Annotated in this window: 15 protein-coding genes and 2 pseudogenes; 6 read left to right on the forward strand and 11 right to left on the reverse strand. The window is 69.7% G+C overall.

Annotated elements, in window-relative coordinates:
- Positions 1 to 97 precede the first annotated feature (97 nt).
- From ABD209_RS00680 to ABD209_RS00715, 8 genes are all read right to left on the reverse strand, one after another.
- Positions 98 to 2,014, reverse strand: coding sequence for a M3 family metallopeptidase (locus ABD209_RS00680; RefSeq protein WP_344060660.1), 1,917 nt, complete (start codon positions 2,012 to 2,014; stop codon positions 98 to 100).
- A gap of 100 nt (positions 2,015 to 2,114) precedes the next feature.
- Positions 2,115 to 3,821 carry an MptA/MptB family glycosyltransferase gene (locus ABD209_RS00685; RefSeq protein WP_344060663.1) on the reverse strand — a complete coding sequence of 569 codons (1,707 nt, stop codon included), beginning with the start codon at positions 3,819 to 3,821 and terminating at the stop codon, positions 2,115 to 2,117.
- A 6-nt stretch (positions 3,822 to 3,827) separates the two neighbouring features.
- Positions 3,828 to 4,742 carry a glycosyltransferase family 2 protein gene (locus ABD209_RS00690; protein WP_344060666.1) on the reverse strand — a complete coding sequence of 305 codons (915 nt, stop codon included), beginning with the start codon at positions 4,740 to 4,742 and terminating at the stop codon, positions 3,828 to 3,830.
- An 11-nt stretch (positions 4,743 to 4,753) separates the two neighbouring features.
- Positions 4,754 to 5,629, reverse strand: a complete 876-nt coding sequence (locus ABD209_RS00695) for a DUF5926 family protein (protein ID WP_344060669.1) — start codon at positions 5,627 to 5,629, stop codon at positions 4,754 to 4,756.
- Positions 5,630 to 5,637: 8 nt separating this feature from the next.
- Positions 5,638 to 6,237, reverse strand: a complete 600-nt coding sequence (locus ABD209_RS00700; protein ID WP_344060673.1) for an ATP-binding protein — start codon at positions 6,235 to 6,237, stop codon at positions 5,638 to 5,640.
- Positions 6,238 to 6,322: 85 nt separating this feature from the next.
- Positions 6,323 to 7,786 carry a flavin-containing monooxygenase gene (locus ABD209_RS00705; RefSeq protein WP_344060676.1) on the reverse strand — a complete coding sequence of 488 codons (1,464 nt, stop codon included), beginning with the start codon at positions 7,784 to 7,786 and terminating at the stop codon, positions 6,323 to 6,325.
- Between the two features lie 12 nt (positions 7,787 to 7,798).
- Positions 7,799 to 8,860, reverse strand: a complete 1,062-nt coding sequence (locus tag ABD209_RS00710; RefSeq protein WP_344060679.1) for a PfkB family carbohydrate kinase — start codon at positions 8,858 to 8,860, stop codon at positions 7,799 to 7,801.
- A gap of 19 nt (positions 8,861 to 8,879) precedes the next feature.
- The gene (locus tag ABD209_RS00715) at positions 8,880 to 9,068 is read right to left on the reverse strand and encodes a DUF5302 domain-containing protein (RefSeq protein ID WP_324388361.1); all 189 of its coding nucleotides are present in this window, start codon (positions 9,066 to 9,068) and stop codon (positions 8,880 to 8,882) included.
- Positions 9,069 to 9,345: 277 nt separating this feature from the next.
- Here ABD209_RS00715 and ABD209_RS00720 point away from each other — a divergent pair.
- The 4 genes and pseudogenes from ABD209_RS00720 to ABD209_RS00735 all read left to right on the forward strand — a co-directional run.
- A pseudogene (locus ABD209_RS00720) lies at positions 9,346 to 9,591 on the forward strand (2Fe-2S iron-sulfur cluster-binding protein); the annotation flags it as partial.
- A gap of 164 nt (positions 9,592 to 9,755) precedes the next feature.
- Positions 9,756 to 10,673 carry a catechol 2,3-dioxygenase gene (locus ABD209_RS00725; RefSeq protein ID WP_344060682.1) on the forward strand — a complete coding sequence of 306 codons (918 nt, stop codon included), beginning with the start codon at positions 9,756 to 9,758 and terminating at the stop codon, positions 10,671 to 10,673.
- 96 nt (positions 10,674 to 10,769) lie between these two features.
- A complete protein-coding gene (locus ABD209_RS00730; RefSeq protein ID WP_344060685.1) occupies positions 10,770 to 11,207 on the forward strand; it encodes a GlcG/HbpS family heme-binding protein in 438 nt (145 codons plus the stop codon).
- A gap of 33 nt (positions 11,208 to 11,240) precedes the next feature.
- Complete coding sequence (locus tag ABD209_RS00735) at positions 11,241 to 12,338, forward strand: NADH:ubiquinone reductase (Na(+)-transporting) subunit F (protein WP_344060688.1); 1,098 nt, start codon at positions 11,241 to 11,243, stop codon at positions 12,336 to 12,338.
- 25 nt (positions 12,339 to 12,363) lie between these two features.
- Here the strand turns inward: ABD209_RS00735 and ABD209_RS00740 are convergent, their stop codons facing one another.
- Together ABD209_RS00740 and ABD209_RS00745 are read right to left on the reverse strand one after the other, a co-directional pair.
- On the reverse strand, positions 12,364 to 12,771 hold the full coding sequence (locus ABD209_RS00740) for a PIN domain-containing protein (protein ID WP_344060691.1): 408 nt from the start codon (positions 12,769 to 12,771) through the stop codon (positions 12,364 to 12,366).
- Entirely contained in the window at positions 12,764 to 12,997 is a 234-nt protein-coding gene (locus tag ABD209_RS00745) for a hypothetical protein (RefSeq protein ID WP_344060694.1), read from the reverse strand. Before ABD209_RS00745 ends, ABD209_RS00740 begins: the two co-directional genes overlap by 8 nt.
- Before the next feature lie 170 nt (positions 12,998 to 13,167).
- Between ABD209_RS00745 and treY the strand changes: the two genes are divergently transcribed.
- Complete coding sequence (gene treY / locus ABD209_RS00750) at positions 13,168 to 17,295, forward strand: malto-oligosyltrehalose synthase (RefSeq protein WP_344060697.1); 4,128 nt, start codon at positions 13,168 to 13,170, stop codon at positions 17,293 to 17,295.
- Positions 17,296 to 17,319: 24 nt separating this feature from the next.
- Here the strand turns inward: treY and gdhA are convergent.
- Positions 17,320 to 18,638 (reverse strand): annotated as a pseudogene (gene gdhA, locus ABD209_RS00755) (NADP-specific glutamate dehydrogenase).
- Positions 18,639 to 18,653: 15 nt separating this feature from the next.
- On the opposite strand from gdhA, the gene ABD209_RS00760 reads away from it, so the two are divergent.
- On the forward strand, positions 18,654 to 19,214 hold the full coding sequence (locus ABD209_RS00760) for an aldehyde dehydrogenase family protein (RefSeq protein ID WP_344060970.1): 561 nt from the start codon (positions 18,654 to 18,656) through the stop codon (positions 19,212 to 19,214).
- Positions 19,215 to 19,232 lie beyond the last annotated feature (18 nt).

Genomic DNA, 19,232 nt, shown 5'->3' on the forward strand with positions numbered 1-19,232 from the left:
CGGCGCACAACGGGCCGAGCGCTCCACACCTCTGCCCAAGGCCAACCCCTGCACGGACCGGCGATGGCCGGCTGCCCGTGCCTGGGCCAGCCGAGCGTCAGCCGGCGAGCCAGGCTCCGAAGGCGTCGAAGGAATAGGGCCGGCCCAGGAAGGCGGCGACCAGGTCGGCCGCATCGCGCGAGCCGCCGGGGGCGAGCACGTGGTCCCGATAGCGGCCGGCAACCCGAGTGTCGAAAAGCGCGGCGGGGTCGAAAGCCGTGAAGAGATCCTTGGCGATGACCAGGCTCCACATATAGGTGTAGTAGCCCGAGCCATAGCCGTCCAGATGCCCGAAGGAGGCCTGGAAGTGGGTGTCCGGGAGGCGGGCATACGCGTCATACGTCCGCTGCAGCTCCGCGACGCGCGCCGTGTGATCGGCCGGCCGCTCGAGGTGGAGATAGTAGGACGTCGCCGCATAGAACATCTGGGTGCCGGCCTGCAGTCCCTTGCCGAACTCGTGCGCCTCCACCATCCGCGCCACCAGATCCGCCGGTATGGGCGTGCCCTCGGCATCGCGGGCAAAAGTCGCCAGCACTCCCGCGTCCCACGCCCATTGCTCCAGCAGCTGCGAGGGGGCTTCGACGAAATCCCACTCGGTGGCCACGCCGCTGAATCGCACCCACTGCTGATCGCCGCCGAGCACGTGATGGATCAAGTGGCCGAACTCGTGGAAGAGGGTCACAACGTCCTGATGCTCCATCAACCCGCGCGAGAAATTGCAGACCAGCGCACCCTCGGGCAGGTTCCGACTCGAGACCCCCGAGACGAGATCAAATTGCGCAGCGTGCTTGAACTTCCCCTCTCGCGGATGGAGGTCGAGATAGATCCGGCCGATCGGCGCCTGGTCGCGCAGGACGTCGTAGGCGGTGACGTCGGGGTGCCAGACGGGCGCGTCGGGCCGCTCGGCATACGTGATCCCGAAGAGCCGGCCGGTCACATCGAGTAGCCCGGCCCGCACCGCGGCGAAGTCGAAGTAGCCGCGCACCGCCGCCGCATCCACGTCGAATCGTTCGCGCCGCACGAGCTCGAGGACGTAGGCGGAATCGGCGCTCGTGATCGACTCGATCGCGGCGTCATCGCGCTGGGCACGCTCGAGAAGCAGGGCGAGCTCGCGCTGGGCCGGAGCGTGTGCCAGGCCGGCGATCCGGTCGATGAACGCGCCGATGGCGCCGCCCGAGCCGATCATCTTGACTTCGGCGTCGTAGTCCGGCCAGTTCGGATAGTCCAACAGCCCGGCCAGCTCGGCGCGCAGATCGAGGATCTCGTGCAGGACGGCGTCGTTCTGCGGCCACGCGCGGTTGTTGAAGGCGCTGACCAATTCCTGCCGCGCCGCCCGGTCGTGGGCGAAGGTGCGGAACGGAATGACGTCGGGATAGTCGGTGGTGATCGTCACCAGGCCCTCGGCGTCGACGGGATGCGCGTCGATGAAGTCCTGCGGCAGCCCGGCGAGCCGATCGGGGGCGACGCGGATCGATCGCACGTCATCGCGGATGGCGCGTCCGAAGTCCTGGCCGAGTTCGGTCAGCCGCTCGCTGATCGCGGCCAGCCGCGTCCGCGTGGCCTCGTCCCGGTCGACGCCGGCACGCCGGAAATCCCGAAGCGTACGCCGCAGCACCCGCTCTGCGACGGCGTCCAGGCCGTCGGTGTCGAGCGCGGCGAGCACGTCGAAAAGCTCGCGATCGAGCGCCCGGCCGGTCAGGAAGCGTGCGATCTCGACGGTGCCGTCCTCCGCGGCCGTCCGGACACCAAGGTCTGGGTGGACCTGCGCGATCAGGCCCGCGGCACCACTGGCGTGCGCGATGGCGATGTCGCCGTCATTCCATAGAGCGAGAGTCTCGGCCGTCGTGCGCGGTGTGCCGTCCTTGAGGCGCTCGACGATCAAGCGCGCGGTCGCCAGGCTGGCGCCGACGCGCTCACGGACATACGGCTCCCACGCGGCCTGGTCGGCGGGCAGGGACTCAGGCTCGATAGACACGCCCGCAACCGTAACCCGAGCGCGCGCTCAACCCCTGTCCCTAAACTCTGCTAGCAGCGTTTAGGTCACGTCCGGCACGGTAGACCCTGCTGCAGGACGCCTAACCTGTACTGGGCGGGGTCGCAGGGGGCCGGTTGGGTTTCATGCCCGGCCGCCCGAGGGTCAGCCAGACCAGCACCACCCACACCGCGAGCGCGGCCAGGGGCGCCACGTCGCGGCGCCACATCAGCGTCAACTCCTCGACGCGCGCGCTCATCCCAACCACCCGTCCAGGGACGTATGCCAGCGCGACCACCACCCCGCGCGCGATCCACGCGCGCGTCAGCACCGCCACGCCCCCAGCCGCGCCTTGCGAGCCGAGCGCGGCCGCGCCGGCCAGGAAGCCGGGCAGCAACGCCCAGGCCAGTTGGTCGTACCACGGCAAGACATAGGGAGCCCCAACCGCATAGGCGAACGACAGGGCCAGGGCGATGGATACCGCAGAGCCAGCGCCCACTGCGCGTGTCGACGCGGTCGCACCGCTGCCGACCGGTCCGGCGCCCGGCGTCGACGCGGTCGCACCGCTGCCGACCGGGCCGGCGCCTGGCGCACCGGCGTTGTCGGACCGCGCCCGGTCCAGCACCTGCCAGCACAACCCCGCGAGCACCACGCAGACCACCCCCGCGACCGCGAAGACCACGGACCGCCAGGTCGCATCGGCCAGGTGCCCGCCACCCCATTCATAGACCTTGCGCCAGGGCGTCGCCAGCGAGATCGAGCGCCGCGCCCGCCCCAGTTGGTCGTAGGCATGCGGGCCCGCCCACCATTGCAGGGGGGCAATCACGACGAGCAGGCCCACGGCGGCGGCGACGTAGCGTCCCACGGCGAGCATGCCCCAGAGGTCCCCTGCGACGACCGCGCCACGACCGCGAGGCCCCCCGGGCGCTCGTGCCGCGAGGACCCTGCGCTCGGAGCGAGCGTCGCGAAGCCATCCCATCCATAGAGCGACGAGGACCACCCCGGAGGTCACCTTGATCCCGATCGCCAGCCCCGCAGCCATACCGGCCGCGACCGCAGGGCGCCACCCCGCCCGGCGACCAGCCAACAGAGCCGCCACCATCAGGGGAGTGGCGAGCGTGTCGACATGGGCCCCCAGCACCCCGGTCCCGACCACCAGCGGATTCAGCGTCCACAGCACGTCGACGTGCCCGTGCGCGCCGGGGAACAGGCGCCTCAGCAGCCACCGAGTCGACAGCCAGGCCACCACGATCAGCCACTGCCACACCCAGACGACCTGCCGCAGGTTGTCGCCGCCGATCCACGCCGCCAGGACCTGCCCGAGCGTCGCCAGCGGCCCATAGATGCTCGGCGTCGTCTGCCAGGGCGGCTGCACCGCGCTGGTCACCGGATCGTGCCCGCCCGCCCACGCGATCGGCGACTCCGTCCACGGATCGCCCCCGTGCAGCGCGATCCGCCCATAGGCTGCGTAATTCGTATGATCGGCCGACCCGACCGGCATCGACACCAACGCCGCCGCGGCCACCACCATCACGAGTGCCGTGGGTACGGCGCGCGGCGCCCGTAGCCCGAGCCACAGACCCACCCCGCCCAGCACGTATGCCGTGCCCACCAGCGCCGTCGTCGCCCCCGATCCGAGGGCCCACGGCAGTGCTCCCGGCGCCCAGCCGCGCTGCCCCAGCCCCACTTTGGCGGCGCTGTCGCCGAGCAGTCCGGCCAGGATGAGTCCGGCGAGCGATAGGCCCGTCAGGCCGGGCTGGACCCACCGGCTGCGCCGCGCATCCGCTGCGGGCTGGAGTGGCGCCGGCATGACCGGCTAGTCGCCTCGGCCGGCCGCGCGCTGGTCGTCCCCGCTGCCGCCCTGGTTGTCGCCAGCGCCCCGGTTGTCCCCGCCGCCACCCTGGTTGTCGCCGCCGGCCGCGCGCTGGTCGTCCCCGCCGCCGCCCTGTTTGTCGCCGCCGGCATCGTGCTCGGCGCCTCCGGCCGCATCGGCGCCGCCCATTCCTGCGACGTTGCCGCGACCACCCGCGCGACCCCGGCGCCCAGCGGCGACGCGCGCGACATCGCGCATCTGCTTGCCGCGATGCAGCACGCCGGCCAGGTCAGTCCCGGTTGCCCGATGGGTGAACTCGACCGGCACCTCGACCACCCGGTGCCCGGCCGCCAGCACATCGAGGAGCATCCCGACCTCGACGCCCCAACCACTGGCCAGGGGCAGCGCCGAGGCGAGAGCGGGCCGGGTGATACACCGCATCCCGTTGAGGGGCTGAGCGAACTGGCGACCGGTGCGGGCCGCCACTGTCCGCTGCGCCAGGCGGACGACCCGCCCGCCACCCCCGGAGGAGTTCGCCCGCGGGATGTTGGCGACGGTCAGGTCGGCTTCACCGGCCAACACCGGCCCGATCAACGCAGCCAGATTCGCCGCACTCGCCCCGAGGTCGGCATCGACGAACAACACCGCCCGAGGAGCGAGCGGATCGTCGTGCGCCGCAGCGTATTTCGCGCCCGTCATCATGGCCGCTGCCTTGCCGTGATTGGACTCGTGCCGCACCACGCGCGCACCAGCCGCCTCGGCCAGCCGCGCGGTGGCGTCGCCGCTACCGTCGTCGACAACGATCACCAGATCGACATGCGGCAATCCGGCGGCCGCCGTCACCGTGGGGGCGATCCGCTCCGCCTCGTCCTTGGCAGGGATCACAACGGCGACGCTCATGGGGACTGGAGAGGTCATGGCAATCTCGATCAGCGCAGCGTGACCTGGCGGCTGATCAGGCCCGACCGAGCACCCCGCTCGGCCGCGGTGAGGGGGGCGCCGCCGAGGGCGGCGGCATACCGGCTGGTGAACGCACTGATCCCCTCTTCGTAGTCGGCGGCGGTCGTCCCGGCGGTCAGCTCCCATACGGGAATCAGCAAGCCGGCGGCACGGAAGGCGCCCAACAGGCGGGTACCCTCGCCGAGGGTCGCGGTCCCGGCCGCGGCGAGGCGAGCGAGCGCATTCGTGGCGTCGTCCTCGTCCTCGGCGAGCACGAGCCGGATGTGCGGGCGGTTGCCGAGCAGGCACCAGTAGGCCGCGGGCGCACCCGACATCTTCACGGTGGGGATCACCGAGTCGTTGGCCCGGGCCAGCGACTCCTGCGCATCGGCGTCGAGATCCTGGCCCTCGACCCAGAAGTCATAGCCCTCGTGCACGGTGACCGCGAACGCCGCGTCGCCCTCGACCAGGTCCTGCACGCGTGGAGAGTCGTCGGTCGCCAGCGGCACTTGTGCCAATGGCGTGCCCGGGGCGGCGGCGAGCGCCGCGACGATGGCGCTGCCGAGGTCGCGCGAGGCGTCCCCGGTGGACCCGCCGCCCTGCGTGGCGACGAGCACGGCGCCGTCCGCGCGCCGTAGCGCCGGCCAGGCCATCGGCAGCACCGTCGCGATCGTCACCACGGCCGGCCCGTCGGCGGGGGCGACGCCGGCCTTGAGAGCGACCGTGGCGGTAGCCGCCGGCAGGATCTCGGTCAGCGCGACCCAGTCCGCTTCTCCGGCCAGTCCGGCGAACGGCCGGCGCACATAGGCCGCGGGGCGTGGCCCCTTCGGTGTGGCGGCGTGCTTTTTCCGTGCTGCTTTACCCATGCAGGGGATCATGCCCGACGACGTGAGGGTCCGCCCAAACTCGCCCACACGGTGACGCTGTCCTTCTTCTCTGTGACGCCCCACTCGTGGGCGAAGGAACGGACGATCCGCAGGCCGCGACCGGACACCGCGAAGACCGCCTGGGGACGCGGTTTGGGCGAGGTGTGGCCCCCGCCATCGGTCACCTCGACTTCAACGACGCCATTGCGTTCGGTCCAGTGCACGCGAACCGTGTTGTCGTGCAGCGGCTTTGCGTGGCGCAGTGCATTGGACACGAGTTCCGAGACGACAACGGCGATCTCGTCCACGGTCTCGTCGTCGACGCCGCGCGCCTCGGAGTCGGCGACGACCGCAGCGCGCACCCGCGCCACGGACGAGGTCCTCCACGGGGCGCGGATGGTCCGCGCGTTGCCGACGCCGATCAGCCCGCCGAACTCATCCACCGCCGGCGGCTCCGGCGCCGTCTTGGCGGCTTTGGCCGCGACCCGCGGCGCCTTCGCCGCCTTGGCCGGCGCGGTTGCATCCGCGGTCGCCGGCTCCGCGGGCGGCGTCGTGCTGCTCGGCGCTGCTGCTTTGTCGCTGCGCGTCGACGTCTTCTCGGTGGTCACGGGTGTCCTTCTCGCTGGTTGTGCTGCCTCGCCGATACCGGCGGGCTGCACTGCGGGCGGACCACACTTTACGTGCGGCAATCGCCTAGCGGCGAAAGATCACCCCGTCGTCCAGGCGCCCCCGCCGGCGCAGGCGCGCGCGGTCGACGAGATAGTTCTGCGGGACGCGCCACGGCCCTGAGCTGCCCTGGCGCGGGATCAGTGACGCACCCCGCTGCACATAGCCAGCGGCGAAGTCGATGATCGGCCGGGTCGGCTCACCCGCCGGAGGCTCCTGCGGCCACACCTGCGCAAACCCGTGCCGCTCCATATAGTCCAGCAACCGGCAGACATAGCGCGAGACCAGGTCGACCTTCAACGTCCACGACGCATTCGTATACCCAAGTGCCAGAGCGAAATTCGGCACGCCCGAGAGCATGATCCCCTTGTATGACACCGTCGAGGGCAGGTCCACATCCACGCCATCGACCGCTAAAGCGGCGCCCCCGCCCGGCAGCAGCCGCAGGCCGGTCGCCGTCACCACGATGTCCGCCGGCAACTCCCGCCCACTCGCCAGCCGCACACCCGTCGGTGTGAAGGTCGCGATGGTGTCCGTGACCACCTCCGCGCGGCCGTCACCGATCGCGGTGAAGAGATCGCCATCGGGCACCAAGCACAGCCGCTGATCCCACGGGTCGTAGGCCGGGTTGAAGTGCTCGTCGACGGGATAGTCCGCAGGCAGCGCCTTCGCCGCCTCGCCGCGGATCAGCTTGCGGACCAAGCCCGGCGCTCGCCGGCTCGCCTGAAACAACCCCCAGGACATCAGGATGTGATTCCACCGGGTGAGGGCGTAGGCCGCCCGGTCCGGCAGCGCACGCCCGGCGAGCGTCGCGATGCGGTCCTGGCTCGGCATACTCAGGATGTAGGTGGGGGAGCGCTGCAGCATCGTGACCTTCGACGCGGTCGCGGCGAGTGCCGGCACCAGGGTGACGGATGTCGCACCGCTGCCGATGACGACCACGCGCTTGCCCGCGTGGTCGAGGTCCGCCGGCCAGAACTGGGGATGTACCACCTGGCCGCGGAACTCCTCGACCCCGGGGAACTCGGGCGCATGGCCCTGTTCGTAGTCGTAATACCCCGTGCAGGAATAGAGAAACTTCGCCGTGGTCAGGCGCACCGCGACACTGCCATCGGGTTGGCGGACCTCGGCAGACGCGGTCCAGCGCGATGTCACACTCGACCACTGCGCGCGAACAGCCTTGTGCCCGTAGTGAATATGGCGCTCCACGTCATACTCGGCCGCGGTCGCCCGGATGTAGTCGAGGATCTCCGGGCCACCGGCGAGCGCCTGGGTGCCTGCCCACGGGCGGAAGGCATAGCCGAGGGTGTACATATCGGAGTCCGAGCGCACTCCCGGGTAGCGAAACAGATCCCATGTCCCGCCCATCCGCTCGCGCATCTCGACGATGGCGTAGGACGTGCCGGGCAGCTCCCGGGTCAGATGACAAGCCGCTCCGATCCCTGACAGACCGGCGCCGATGATGAGGACATCGACCTCGAGAGGGTCCATGCCGTCATGTTACTAGGCGGTAGGAAAAGTCCGCGCCGTGCCCACTATGCCCCGTGAAACCGCTGCGCCCCCTTGGCTTGACCCGCCCGCTCCGCCCGAGACGCCGCGGCCGCCGGACCCCCAGGATGAGTCGGGCACCGATCCGACTCCCGAATCCTGAACCGCCAGGAATTCGTCGATCTCGCGTGCGGTCGGTGCGGTGGCCGGGCCGCGGCGGGTCACCTTGATCGCGCCCGCCGCGTTGGCGCGCCGGGCTGCGGTGACCCAGTCCAGGCCAGCCGTGCGGCCGGCGACCAGAACGCCGGTATGCGTGTCGCCCGCCCCATTGGTGTCGACCGGACGTTGCGGATAGCCGGGCAGCATCGTCGTCGCGCCGTCGACATGGACGACGCACCCCACCGGCCCGTCCCGCACGATGGCCACCCCACCGCTCGGCAGTCGACCGGCAACGGCCACAACGGAATCGGCGATCGCGCCGACGCCGACGAGCGCGCGCGCCTCGTCGGCATTGGACGTCCATACCGTCGTCTGCGCGAGCACGCGGTCCTGAACCGCCGGCTCCAACTCGCCGAACGTGGCCCCGGGATCGAGCACGACGACAACGCCCGCCGGCAGGGTGTCTAGCCATGCCAGCAGCGGGTCACGGGTCCGCCCCACGAGCGAGAAGCCGCTGATACACACCACGTCACCGGTCTCGGGCGCGCTGGTCTGCAGGCTCGCCACGCTGATCCGGCGCTCGGCGCTCTGCGTCGTGACGAAGGTCCGCTCCGCGCTCGGCTCGATCATCACGAAGCAGACACCCGTGTCGATTTCGGTGACGGCGGGCGCCGACCAGGTGATGCCCTCGCGCGTCAACGCGGCGCGCACCAGATCGCCATTGGGTCCGGTCCCGATGGCCCCGGCGTGGACGCACCGGGCGCCAGAGCGGGCGGCGGCGACGAGGATGTTCACGGCCCCGCCGGCATACAGATAGTGCGCGCCAGCCATGACATTGCCGCCGCGTTCGGGCAGGGCCGGCACCTCGACCACTTCGTCGATGAGCGCCTGGGCGGTGTGGATCACGCGCGGCTGCATGCGCGCATCTTGCCAGTGATCAGCCTCCGGACTTGCGCCGGAACATCTTCTGGTGCGCCTCGGGCCCGTGGGCATGGTCGACCTTGCCGTGGTCGTGCGAGTCGGAGACGTCGACCCCGGCCCCCGACTTCTTGCGCTCGAGCGCCTCGCGGAACTTGCGCTTCACGTCGTCGTCGGGCAGGGCGCGCTTGCCGGAGTCGTTAGCCATGCTCGCCATCCTCACACGCTCCCCTGGGCGACGCCCGCGGTTTTCCGCCGGATCGCCGTATGCCGTTTCCCCGCCCGCCGCGTGTCGGTCACCGATGCGGCCGCGTCCGGCGGGTAGAAAAGTACCGACCCGGCCACGTATGAGATGGCCGGGTCAAAGTATGTTCCGGGGCGGTTACCCCCGGGGGTTCCGCATCAAGGAACACGGCTCGGACCTCACGCGGGCATACGGGCAACGTTGGGGGTGCGCCCATCGGGCGCACCCGACCGACTTGCCGATGCAAAGGAGCACCGTGCCGACCGTGACCATCCACCCCACGGGTGAGGTGATCTATCTCGAACCGGAGGAGACCGTGCTCTACGGCCTCTACCGTGCGGGCTACGCCTACGCCGTCGGGTGCCGGCGCGGCGGCTGTGCGATCGGCAAGGTCGACTGCCGCGAGGGAGAGTTCCACTACAACCGGCCCGTCGCCGACACGGTCATCACCGATGCGGAGCGCACCAACGGGACCTGCCTGTCGTGCCGGGCCGTGCCCGAGAGCGACATCACGATCGAGATGCGCGGCGAAAAACTTCGCCGCGTCAATCCCGTTCTTCGTCAGATCAACGAGAAGGCGCGGCTGCGGGCAGCAGCCCTAGCAGCCGAGCGTTCTCACCTGACCGGCACCACCACCAAGGAGGAACTGCAATGGCTGTCATGCGCATGGGATACGTGCACGCGCGCGTCACCGACCTCGCCGAGGCGAAGAACCACTACGCCAACACCTTGGGCCTCTACGAGACCCTGGCCGAGGACGGGAAGGTCTACTACAAGGCCTGGGACGAGTGGGATCACCACTCGGTCGTCCTGGAGGAGGGCGGCGTCGGTGTCGTCAAGTTCGGCTTCAAGGTCGAATACGAATCCGACATCGACCTGATCGAGAAGAAGGCCCAAGACTTCGGCCTCACCGTCGAGCGGATGAGCAAGGGCGAGAACCCCGAGGTCAGCGACGGGATCCGCTTCATCGCCCCGTCAGAGCACGTCTTCGAGGTCTACCACGGCCAGACGCTCATCGGCACCGAGGTCGGCACCCACAATCCGGACGCCTTCCCCCGTCACCTCGTCGGGGTCGGCGTGCCCGCGCGGGACCACGCGCTGATCCTCGCCGAGGACGTGCGGACGATGGAAAATATGTTCGGCGCGGTCTTCGACTTCTTCCCCACCGAGCGCGTCCAGACCGACCTCGAGGACAAGGATGCCCACTTCATCGCCTCGTGGATGACGGCCAACAACCAGATCCACCAGATCGCCGTGCTCGAAGGTCCGCAGGCCAAGTTTCACCACTTCGCCTTCAAGCTCGGCGACTGGACCGAGGTCGGACGGGCCGGCGACATCTTCGCCATGGACGACGTCCCGATCGACATCGGCCCGACCCGCCACGGCATCACCCGCGGCCAGACGATCTACTTCTTCGACCCGTCCGGCAACCGCAACGAGGTCTTCGCCGGCGGCTACCCGGCCTATCGCGACCGGCCGATCAACAAGTGGACGCCCGACCAGATCGCTAAGGGCACCTTCTACCACGCCCGCGAACTCAACGAGCGCTTCACCTCCGTCTACACCTGATCGGACGCGCAACTCCCGGTGGCGGCGTCACGGACAGCCGCGTCGCCACCGGTCGATCCGTGCTGCCCGCCACCCGCCGAGAGGAGCCGACCCGTCATGTCCGACGCTTTCACCGTCACCGCCGCGACCTTGACGTATGCCGGCGCCCGCCGCGCGCTTGATGCCGCCCTGGCCGCGGCCGCGGAGATCGGCGGCGCCTTCAATATCGCGGTCACCGATGCGGCCGGCCGGCCGCTCGCCTTCGCCCGGATGGACGGGGCGTTCGCCGCCTCCGGTCCGATCGCCGCGGACAAGGCCTGGACGGTGGCCAACTTCGGCGGTCTCGCCTCGGATGCGCGCTATGCCGCGATCGCCGCCGAGCCGGATGTGCGCGACGGGATCCTCGCGCAACCCCGGGTCGCCGCCTTCCCCGGCGGGGTCGGCATCGTCGTCGACGGCCACCTGGTCGGCGCGATCGGCGCCTCCGGTGGCTCGGCCGCGCAGGACAAGCTGGTGTCCGCGGCCGGGGCGGCGGCCGTCGACGGGGTCGGCTGACCCCTTCCACTTCTCCTGCCGCTCGCGCACGTCATGAGCGAATCCTTCGTCGTCACCGTCGAACCCCTCGGGCGCCAAGTCGTCTACCGAGGCGACCAGACGATCCTCGACGCGTGCCTGCGCGCCGGCGTCTGGCTGCCGCATTCGTGCACCCACGGCACGTGCGCGACCTGCAAGTCCGAGGTGCTCGACGGCGACGTCGACCACAGCGATGCCTCGAGTTTCGCGCTCATGGACTTCGAGCGCGACGAGGGCAAGCTGCTCACCTGCTGCGCCACGCCGCGCTCAGATGTGACGATCGAGGCCGAAATCGACATCGACGAGGACATCGAGATGGCCCCCGTCGAGGACTACCTCGGCACCCTGGTCGAGAAGAGCGAGATCGCGAAGGACACCCTTCGCCTGATGGTCGAGCTCGTCCGCGACATCGCCTTCAACGCCGGCCAGTACATGAAGTTCACGGTGCCCGCGTCGCAGTCCGGAGCCGCCGTCGACCGCACCTGGTCGATCGGCTCGCCCCCCGCGGACTCGCGTCGGCTGGAGTTCCACGTCCGCATGGTGCCCGGCGGGCGTGGGACGGCAGGCTGGGTCTTCGACGGCCTCGCCGTCGGCGACACCTTCTCGATGAGCGGCCCGTATGGTCGTTTCGTCCTCCACACCGGCGAGGACAACCACACCATCATGGTCGCCGGCGGCACGGGGCTGGCCCCGATCAAAGCGATGCTGCGGCACGGGCTGAAGCACGCGGCATACGGCGGCGAGATGAGCCTCTATCAGGGCGGCCGCAGTCGCGAATGGCTGGATGACGTGGACTACTTCACCGCTCTCGCAAGAGAATTCGAGCAGTTCACCTACCGTCCGTGCCTGTCCGAGGAGACCGCGGAGGAGGTGGCGGCCGACGGGGGCGACCCGACGGCATACGCCTATGGGATGGTCACCGACGTCATCGCCGCCGATCACGCCAGCCTGTCCGGCTGCAAGGGCTACCTCTGCGGGCCACCGCTCATGGTCGAGGCCGCGCTGAAAACGCTGATGTCCAAGCGGCTCTTCCCGCGCGACATCTATCGCGAGGAGTTCTTCAACGCCGGCGACAAGGCCGCCGGCCTCAACAGCCCGCTCATCAAGCGCTGACCCGACGGGCCACCGTGTCTCGGCGTCACGTGGCGAACGGGTTCTGGACGGTCACGCCGCGCACGATCAGGCCGTCCTGCAGGTCCTCACTGTAGAGCGTCGCACACCCCGCGAGTCGCGCCGTCTCGATGATCATGGCGTCCCAGATCGAGACCTGGTGCGAGGTCGAGGTCTCGGCGGCCCGGACGACGAGCTCCGCATCGGCCGGCACGACCTCGAGATCCGCGAGTGACGTCAACGCCTTCAGGGCGATGTCGGTCGGCAGCGAGGGCGAGAACGTGCGGGTCACGACCGAATAGAACTCGAGGAGGACCTGGGTGCTGATCACCGCGTCGGGATGATCGCGCATCAAGCGACGGGCAACCGCTTGCTTCGCCGGTTCAGCGTTGTCGAAGGCATAGACCACCACGTTGGTGTCGAAGAAGTCAGCCACGGTGCAACTCGTCGCGCGTCCACGCCCTTCCGTCGGGGCCGCTGCGAGCGGTGGACGCTTCGGCGATCGTGAGCACCCGCGCCATCTTCTCGTCGGCCTCGCCGGCATCGGCATAGCGACGCAGAGCCTGGGCGAGGTAGGCGTTGACCGACTCGTTCCGCTCGAGCGCCCGCAGGCGCGCACGCTTGAGGGTCGCGTCGTCCACCGTAATCGTGAGATTGGCCATGCAGCGGTGTAGCGCGGAATCCGTGTAGCACGGGGTGATAGACAACGGGCTGAAGGTCGGTGTCGTCGGCGAGGACGACACCGAAGGGTGCCGCCAGGACCTCGTAGCCCGCGGGGATGGCCTGGCCGAGCGCGCCCGCACCTGGGAGAACCGCATACGGTTGGTGATCGATGCGCACTCCCACGAGCACCTACCGACTCCAGATCACTGAGGACTTCGACCTGCGCGCGGCCGCGGGCATCCTCGGCTACCTGCACGACCTCGGCGTCGACTGGGTCTATCTCTCGCCGCTGCTGGCCAGCGAGTCCGGCAGCGAGCACGGGTATGACGTCGCCGACCACAGCGCCGTCGACCCGGCGCGCGGTCGCTCCTCCGGCCTCTCGGCGCTCTCGGCGGAGGCGCGCCGGCTCGGTATGGGCGTGCTCGTCGACATCGTGCCTAATCACGTCGGCATCGCCCAGCCGTGGCAGAACACCTGGTGGTGGCACGTGCTCACGCACGGCCAGGAGAGCCCGTATGCCGCGGCCTTCGACATCGACTGGCCGTTCGGCAACGGCCGGGTGCGGATCCCCGTCGTCGGCGACGACGACCTGCGCGCGGATGGCACCATTGCCGGGCTGCGGGTCGAGGCGGGGGAGCTGCACTACCACGACCAGCGCTTCCCGCTGGCTCCCGGAACGGTCGGGCCGCTGGACGACAACGCCGACGCCGTGCACGGCCGCCAGCACTACGAGCTCGTCTCGTGGCGGCACGCCGACGACGAGTTGAACTACCGTCGCTTCTTCGCGGTCAACACCCTCGTCGCAATCCGCGTCGAGGACCCCGAGTGGTTCGCGAAGTCGCACGAGGAGGTCGGGCGTTGGTTCGCCGACGGGCTCGTCGACGGGCTGCGGATCGACCATCCCGATGGGCTCGCCGACCCCGGCAAGTATCTCGACGATCTAGCCGTGCTGACCGACGGTGCGTATGTGCTTGTCGAGAAGATCCTGGAGCCGGGCGAGACCCTGCCGCACCAGTGGGCGACCGCCGGCACAACCGGGTATGACGCGCTCGCCCTGATCGATCGCCTCCTCACTGATCCCGCCGGCGAGTCCGGCCTGACCGCCCTCGAGACCGAACTCCGCGGGGTGGCGCTCGACTGGCAGGCGCTCACCCATGGCACGAAACGCGTTGTCGCGGAAGGGATCCTGCACTCCGAAGTCCGCCGCATCGTCCGGGATCTGTGGCCCTTGCTGGAGGCCCTCGATCCGCTCGACCCGGCCGTCATCGAGGACGCGATCGCCGAGTTGCTGGCTGCCTTCCCGGTCTATCGCTCCTACCTCCCGCTCGGGCGCGAGCACGTCGACCAGGCCTTCGCCACGGCGCTGACGAGGCGGCCCGATCTGGCCGCCGCCTTCGATGCCCTTGCCCCGCTGCTCGGCGACGGCGCGGCCGCCGGGACTCAGCGCTTCCAGCAGACCTCGGGCATGGTGATGGCCAAGGGAGTCGAGGACTGCGCCTTCTATCGGACCTCGCGGCTGAGCAGCCTGACCGAGGTCGGGGGCGATCCGTCCTTCTTTGCGCTCGCGCCCAAAGACTTTCACGACGCCATGGCGATTCGGCAGGCCGAGTGGCCGGTGGCCATGACGACGGCGACCACGCACGACACCAAGCGCGGCGAGGACGTGCGCGCCCGAATCGCCGTGCTCGCGGAGGTGCCGGAGCGGTGGAGCGCATGGCTCTCCCGGTTGCTCGACCTCGCACCCGTGCCCGACCGGTCCTTCGGCAACCTGCTTTGGCAGGCGATCATCGGGGCCTGGCCCGCCTCCCGCGAGCGCCTGCACGCGTATGCCGTCAAGGCCATGCGCGAGGCCGGCGATCGCACCGCCTGGACCGCGGTCGACGCGGACTACGAGGCGGCCGTCCAGGCAGCTATCGACGCGGCATACGACAATCCCGAGGTGGCCGCCGTGGTGGCCGAGATCCTCGATGCCGCTGTCGATGCGGGCTGGTCGAATGCCTTGTCCGCCAAGCTGATCGGCCTGACAATCCCGGGCGTGCCGGACGTCTATCAGGGCGCTGAGCTGTGGGAGCAGTCGCTGGTCGATCCCGATAACCGGCGCCCCGTCGACTACGCCATGCGACGCGCCGCGCTCGCTGACCTCGGCCCCGGCACCGCACGCCGGCCCTCAGGTCTCGATGATCTCGGCGTCGCCAAACTGCTGGTCACTTTGCGCGCCCTGACCGCCCGGCGCGACGAGGGGGAGCGATTCACGGCATACGCCCCGGTAGCGGTGCAGGGCGACGCGGCCGATCACGTGGTCGCCTTCGATCGCGGTGGCGCGGTGACGCTCGCGACCCGACTGCCCGTGGGGCTGTCGGCGCGCGGCGGCTGGGGCGATACCACGATCGCGCTGGCCCCCGGCCGCTGGCGGGATGCCTTCACCGGAACGATTCTGGAGGCCGACGACGCCGGCGTCGCCGTGGGCGAGGTTCTCGCCGCGCTGCCTGTCGCTCTCCTGCTTCGCCTGCCCGAGCAGCCTTCTGCCAGAGGCCAATTCGATGTGTGGGCGCCGGTTGCGCAGCAGGTCGACCTCGTCGTCGCCGACGAGAGCATGCCGATGCGGCGCGGCCCGGGCGACTGGTGGTCGCCGGTCCGGGCGGTCCCGGTGCCCGCCGAGGGCGTCGACTATGGCTACCGCCTTGACGGCACCGAGGAGATCCTGCCCGATCCGCGATCGCGGTGGCTGCCCAGCGGCGTGCATGCGCGCTCGCGGACCTGGGATGCGTCGACTTTCGTGTGGACCGATCAGGCGTGGCGGGCTCGTCCTCTGGCCGGCTCGGTCATCTACGAGCTGCACATCGGCGCCTTCACGCCCGCGGGCACCCTCGACTCGGCCATCGGCCGGCTCGACCACCTGGTGGACCTCGGCATCGACATCGTCGAGGTCATGCCCGTCAATGCCTTCAACGGTCAGGCCGGCTGGGGTTATGACGGTGTCGCCTGGTGGGCCGTCCACGAGACGTATGGCGGCCCGGACGCCTACCAGCGCTTCGTCGACGCCTGCCACGCCCGGGGCCTGGCCGTGGTCCAGGACGTCGTGCACAATCACTTCGGCCCGTCGGGCAACTACCTGCCCCGCTTCGGGCCCTATCTCAAATCCGGCGAAGTGACCTGGGGCGATCCGGTCAACCTCGACGGCGAGAACTCGACCGAGGTGCGCCGCTTCATCCTGGACTCGGCGCGCGCCTGGTTCACCGACTTCCACGTCGACGGCCTGCGCCTCGATGCCGTGCACGCGTTGCAGGACGCATCCGAGATGCACCTACTCGAGGAAATGGCGATCGAGACCCAGGCCCTGGCCGCGCACTTGCGCCGGCCGCTGATCCTGATCGCCGAGTCCGACCTCAATGAGTCCTCACTCGTGACCTCGCGCGACGGCGGTGGGTACGGACTCGACGCGCAGTGGAGCGACGACTTCCATCACGCCCTGCACGTGGCTCTGACCGGCGAAACCGACGGCTACTACGCCGACTTCGCGCCGCTGTCGGCCTTGAAGCGGGTTTGCGAGGAGGGCTTCTTCCATGCCGCGACGTGGAGTTCGTTCCGCGGCGCCGACTGGGGGACGCCGATCGCGCGCGAGACGCTGCCGGCATCGCGGCTGGTCGTCTACAGCCAGAACCACGACCAGATCGGCAACCGCGCCCGGGGCGACCGGCTCACCGAGGTTCTCGATGACGACCAGTTGCTGGCCGCCGCCCTGCTCACGCTGCTCGGCCCGTTCACCCCGATGCTCTTCATGGGCGAGGAGTTCGCGGCCGGCACGCCCTTCCAGTTCTTCAGCTCGCATGGCGAGCCGGACTTGGGGCGCGCGATCTCCGATGGTCGGCTTGCCGAGTTTGCCCGGCTGGGCTGGGACCCGGCCGTCGTGCCGGACCAGCAGGATCCGGCGAGTTTCGCTGCGTCGCAGTTGGATTGGCGGGAGCTGTCCGGCGAGCGCGGTCGCCGTGTGCACACGGCATACCGGGAGTTGATCGCCTTGCGACGGGAGCTTCCGGCGCTCACCGACCCGCGGCTGCTCGATGTCGCCTGCGCGGTCGATGAGGCCGCCCGCACCTTCGTGCTGCGTCGTGGCAGCGACGCGAGCGCCGTGGTCATCGTCGTGAATTTCTCGGCCGAACCCGTCACGGTCGGCCTCGGCGAGGACATCACGTATGCCGTGCGTTGGGCCACCCCGTCCGGCGCCACCGTGCGCGTCTCGGCTGTGGAGCTACCGCCGCACGTCGGCGCGCTCCTCGTGCCTGCCGTCGGCCGGTGACGCCCACGCGCGCGACGACACCGGTCAGATGACGCCTTGGGCGACCATTGCGTCGGCCACCCGGATGTAGCCGGCCAGGTTGGCGCCGACGACATAGTTGCCCGGCGCCCCATACTCAGCGGCCGTATCCACGCACGTGCGGTGGATCTCGCTCATGATCGCCGCGAGCTTGGCCTCGGTCTCTTCGAAGCCCCAGGTGTCCCTGCTGGCGTTCTGCTGCATCTCCAGGGCTGAAGTGGCTACGCCGCCGGCGTTGGATGCCTTGCCCGGCGCAAACAACACCCCGGCCTCCTGCAAAATCGCGATCGCCTCGGGCGTCGCGGGCATATTCGCACCCTCGGCCACCAATCGAACGCCATTGGCCACCAACGACTTCGCTCCATCTGCCGGCAACTCGTTCTGGGTGGCGCAGGGCAAGGCGATATCGCACGGGACATCCCAGATGGACCCACTCGGGACGTGCGTCGACGACGCGCCGCGCTCCGCGGCATACGTGCTCGGGCGCTCGCGCCGCCGCTCCTTGACGTCCTTGAGCAAGGCGAGATCGATCCCCTCAGCATCGACGACAAAGCCGGCGGAGTCGGAGCAGGCGATCACGGTGCCGCCGAGTTGGTGGACCTTCTCGATGGCATAGACGGCGACATTTCCGGCGCCGGAAACGACGACCTTCTTGCCCTCGAAGGAATCGTCGGCGTCCGCGAGCATCTCGGCGGCGAAAATACCGTGCCATAGCCAGTCGCCTCGGTGCGCACCTGCGAACCGCCCCAGGTCAGTCCCTTGCCGGTAAGGACGCCCGACTCCCATCGGTTGGTGATCCGCTTGTACTGCCCGAAGAGGTAGCCGAGTTCGCGGCCGCCGACGCCGATATCGCCCGCGGGCACGTCGGTGTATTCGCCGATGTGCCGATAGAGCTCGGTCATGAAGGACTGGCAGAAGCGCATGATCTCGGCGTCCGTGCGGCCCTTGGGGTCGAAGTCGGAACCGCCCTTGCCGCCGCCGATCGGCATACCGGTCAGAGCATTCTTGAAGACCTGCTCGAAGCCGAGGAATTTGATGATCGACCGATTGACCGACGGGTGGAAACGCAGCCCGCCCTTGAATGGCCCGAGCGCGGAGTTGAACTCCACGCGATAGCCCCTGTTGATCTCGACGCGTCCCTGATCGTCGACCCAGGGCACCCGGAAGATGATCTGCCGCTCCGGCTCGCACATGCGCTTGAGGATCGACCACTGCGCATACTGGTCATCGCGGCCGGCGATCGGCGTCAGGCTGAGCATCACCTCATAGACCGCCTGATGGAACTCGGGCTCGCCGGCATTGCGCGCCAGCACCGCGCCGAACATCGGGTGCATGCTGGGGTGGAGGGATTCGGCCGTGCGGGCACGTTACCCAGTGCCGTATGCCGTGCCCGCGCCCAGGGCCGCCCGCCCCGGCCGGGGGTCAACCGGCTACGTGACTTTCCAGCGGGCAGCGACCTCGGCAGAACAACTTATGTCGACGCGGCAGAGGCACTCGGCGGCAAGATCCACACCGGGGGCGTCGCCACGGACGGGTCCTGGCTGGTGCGACCGACCATCATCGACGGCCTCGCCCTCGACGCCGCGCCCTACTGCGAGGAGATCTTCGGGCCCGTATGCGTGGTCAATCGCTTCGCCACCGAGGAGGAGGTCGTGCACCTGGCCAACGACACGCGATACGGCCTCAACGCCATGCTGTTCACCGAAAACCTCTCCCGCGCCCACCGTGTCGCCTCCCGACTGCGCGCCGGCACGGTGTGGGTGAACTGCTTCTTCATCCGCGACCTGCGCACGCCCTTCGGCGGCGTCGGCGACTCCGGTGTCGGCCGCGAGGGGGGCAACTTCAGCCGCGAGTTCTTCACCGAGCCCAAGGCCGTCGTGATGCAGATAGCTCGCTCCTGATCGCTGATGTGGACGTTT

Origin of the sequence: Nostocoides vanveenii (assembly GCF_039531165.1) — a bacterium.
GTDB lineage: Bacteria > Actinomycetota > Actinomycetes > Actinomycetales > Dermatophilaceae > Nostocoides_A > Nostocoides_A vanveenii.

What these genes read in the sequence shown, in the direction of transcription:
- ABD209_RS00735 (WP_344060688.1), top strand. Translation starts at nt 11,241, where the DNA reads ATGAGCGAATCCTTCGTCGTCACCGTCGAACCCCTCGGGCGCCAAGTC.
- ABD209_RS00685 (WP_344060663.1), bottom strand. Translation starts at nt 3,821, where the DNA reads ATGCCGGCGCCACTCCAGCCCGCAGCGGATGCGCGGCGCAGCCGGTGG.
- ABD209_RS00710 (WP_344060679.1), bottom strand. Translation starts at nt 8,860, where the DNA reads ATGCAGCCGCGCGTGATCCACACCGCCCAGGCGCTCATCGACGAAGTG.
- ABD209_RS00695 (WP_344060669.1), bottom strand. Translation starts at nt 5,629, where the DNA reads ATGGGTAAAGCAGCACGGAAAAAGCACGCCGCCACACCGAAGGGGCCA.
- ABD209_RS00705 (WP_344060676.1), bottom strand. Translation starts at nt 7,786, where the DNA reads ATGGACCCTCTCGAGGTCGATGTCCTCATCATCGGCGCCGGTCTGTCA.
- treY (WP_344060697.1), top strand. Translation starts at nt 13,168, where the DNA reads ATGCGCACTCCCACGAGCACCTACCGACTCCAGATCACTGAGGACTTC.
- ABD209_RS00725 (WP_344060682.1), top strand. Translation starts at nt 9,756, where the DNA reads ATGGCTGTCATGCGCATGGGATACGTGCACGCGCGCGTCACCGACCTC.
- ABD209_RS00745 (WP_344060694.1), bottom strand. Translation starts at nt 12,997, where the DNA reads ATGGCCAATCTCACGATTACGGTGGACGACGCGACCCTCAAGCGTGCG.
- ABD209_RS00690 (WP_344060666.1), bottom strand. Translation starts at nt 4,742, where the DNA reads ATGACCTCTCCAGTCCCCATGAGCGTCGCCGTTGTGATCCCTGCCAAG.
- ABD209_RS00730 (WP_344060685.1), top strand. Translation starts at nt 10,770, where the DNA reads ATGTCCGACGCTTTCACCGTCACCGCCGCGACCTTGACGTATGCCGGC.
- ABD209_RS00715 (WP_324388361.1), bottom strand. Translation starts at nt 9,068, where the DNA reads ATGGCTAACGACTCCGGCAAGCGCGCCCTGCCCGACGACGACGTGAAG.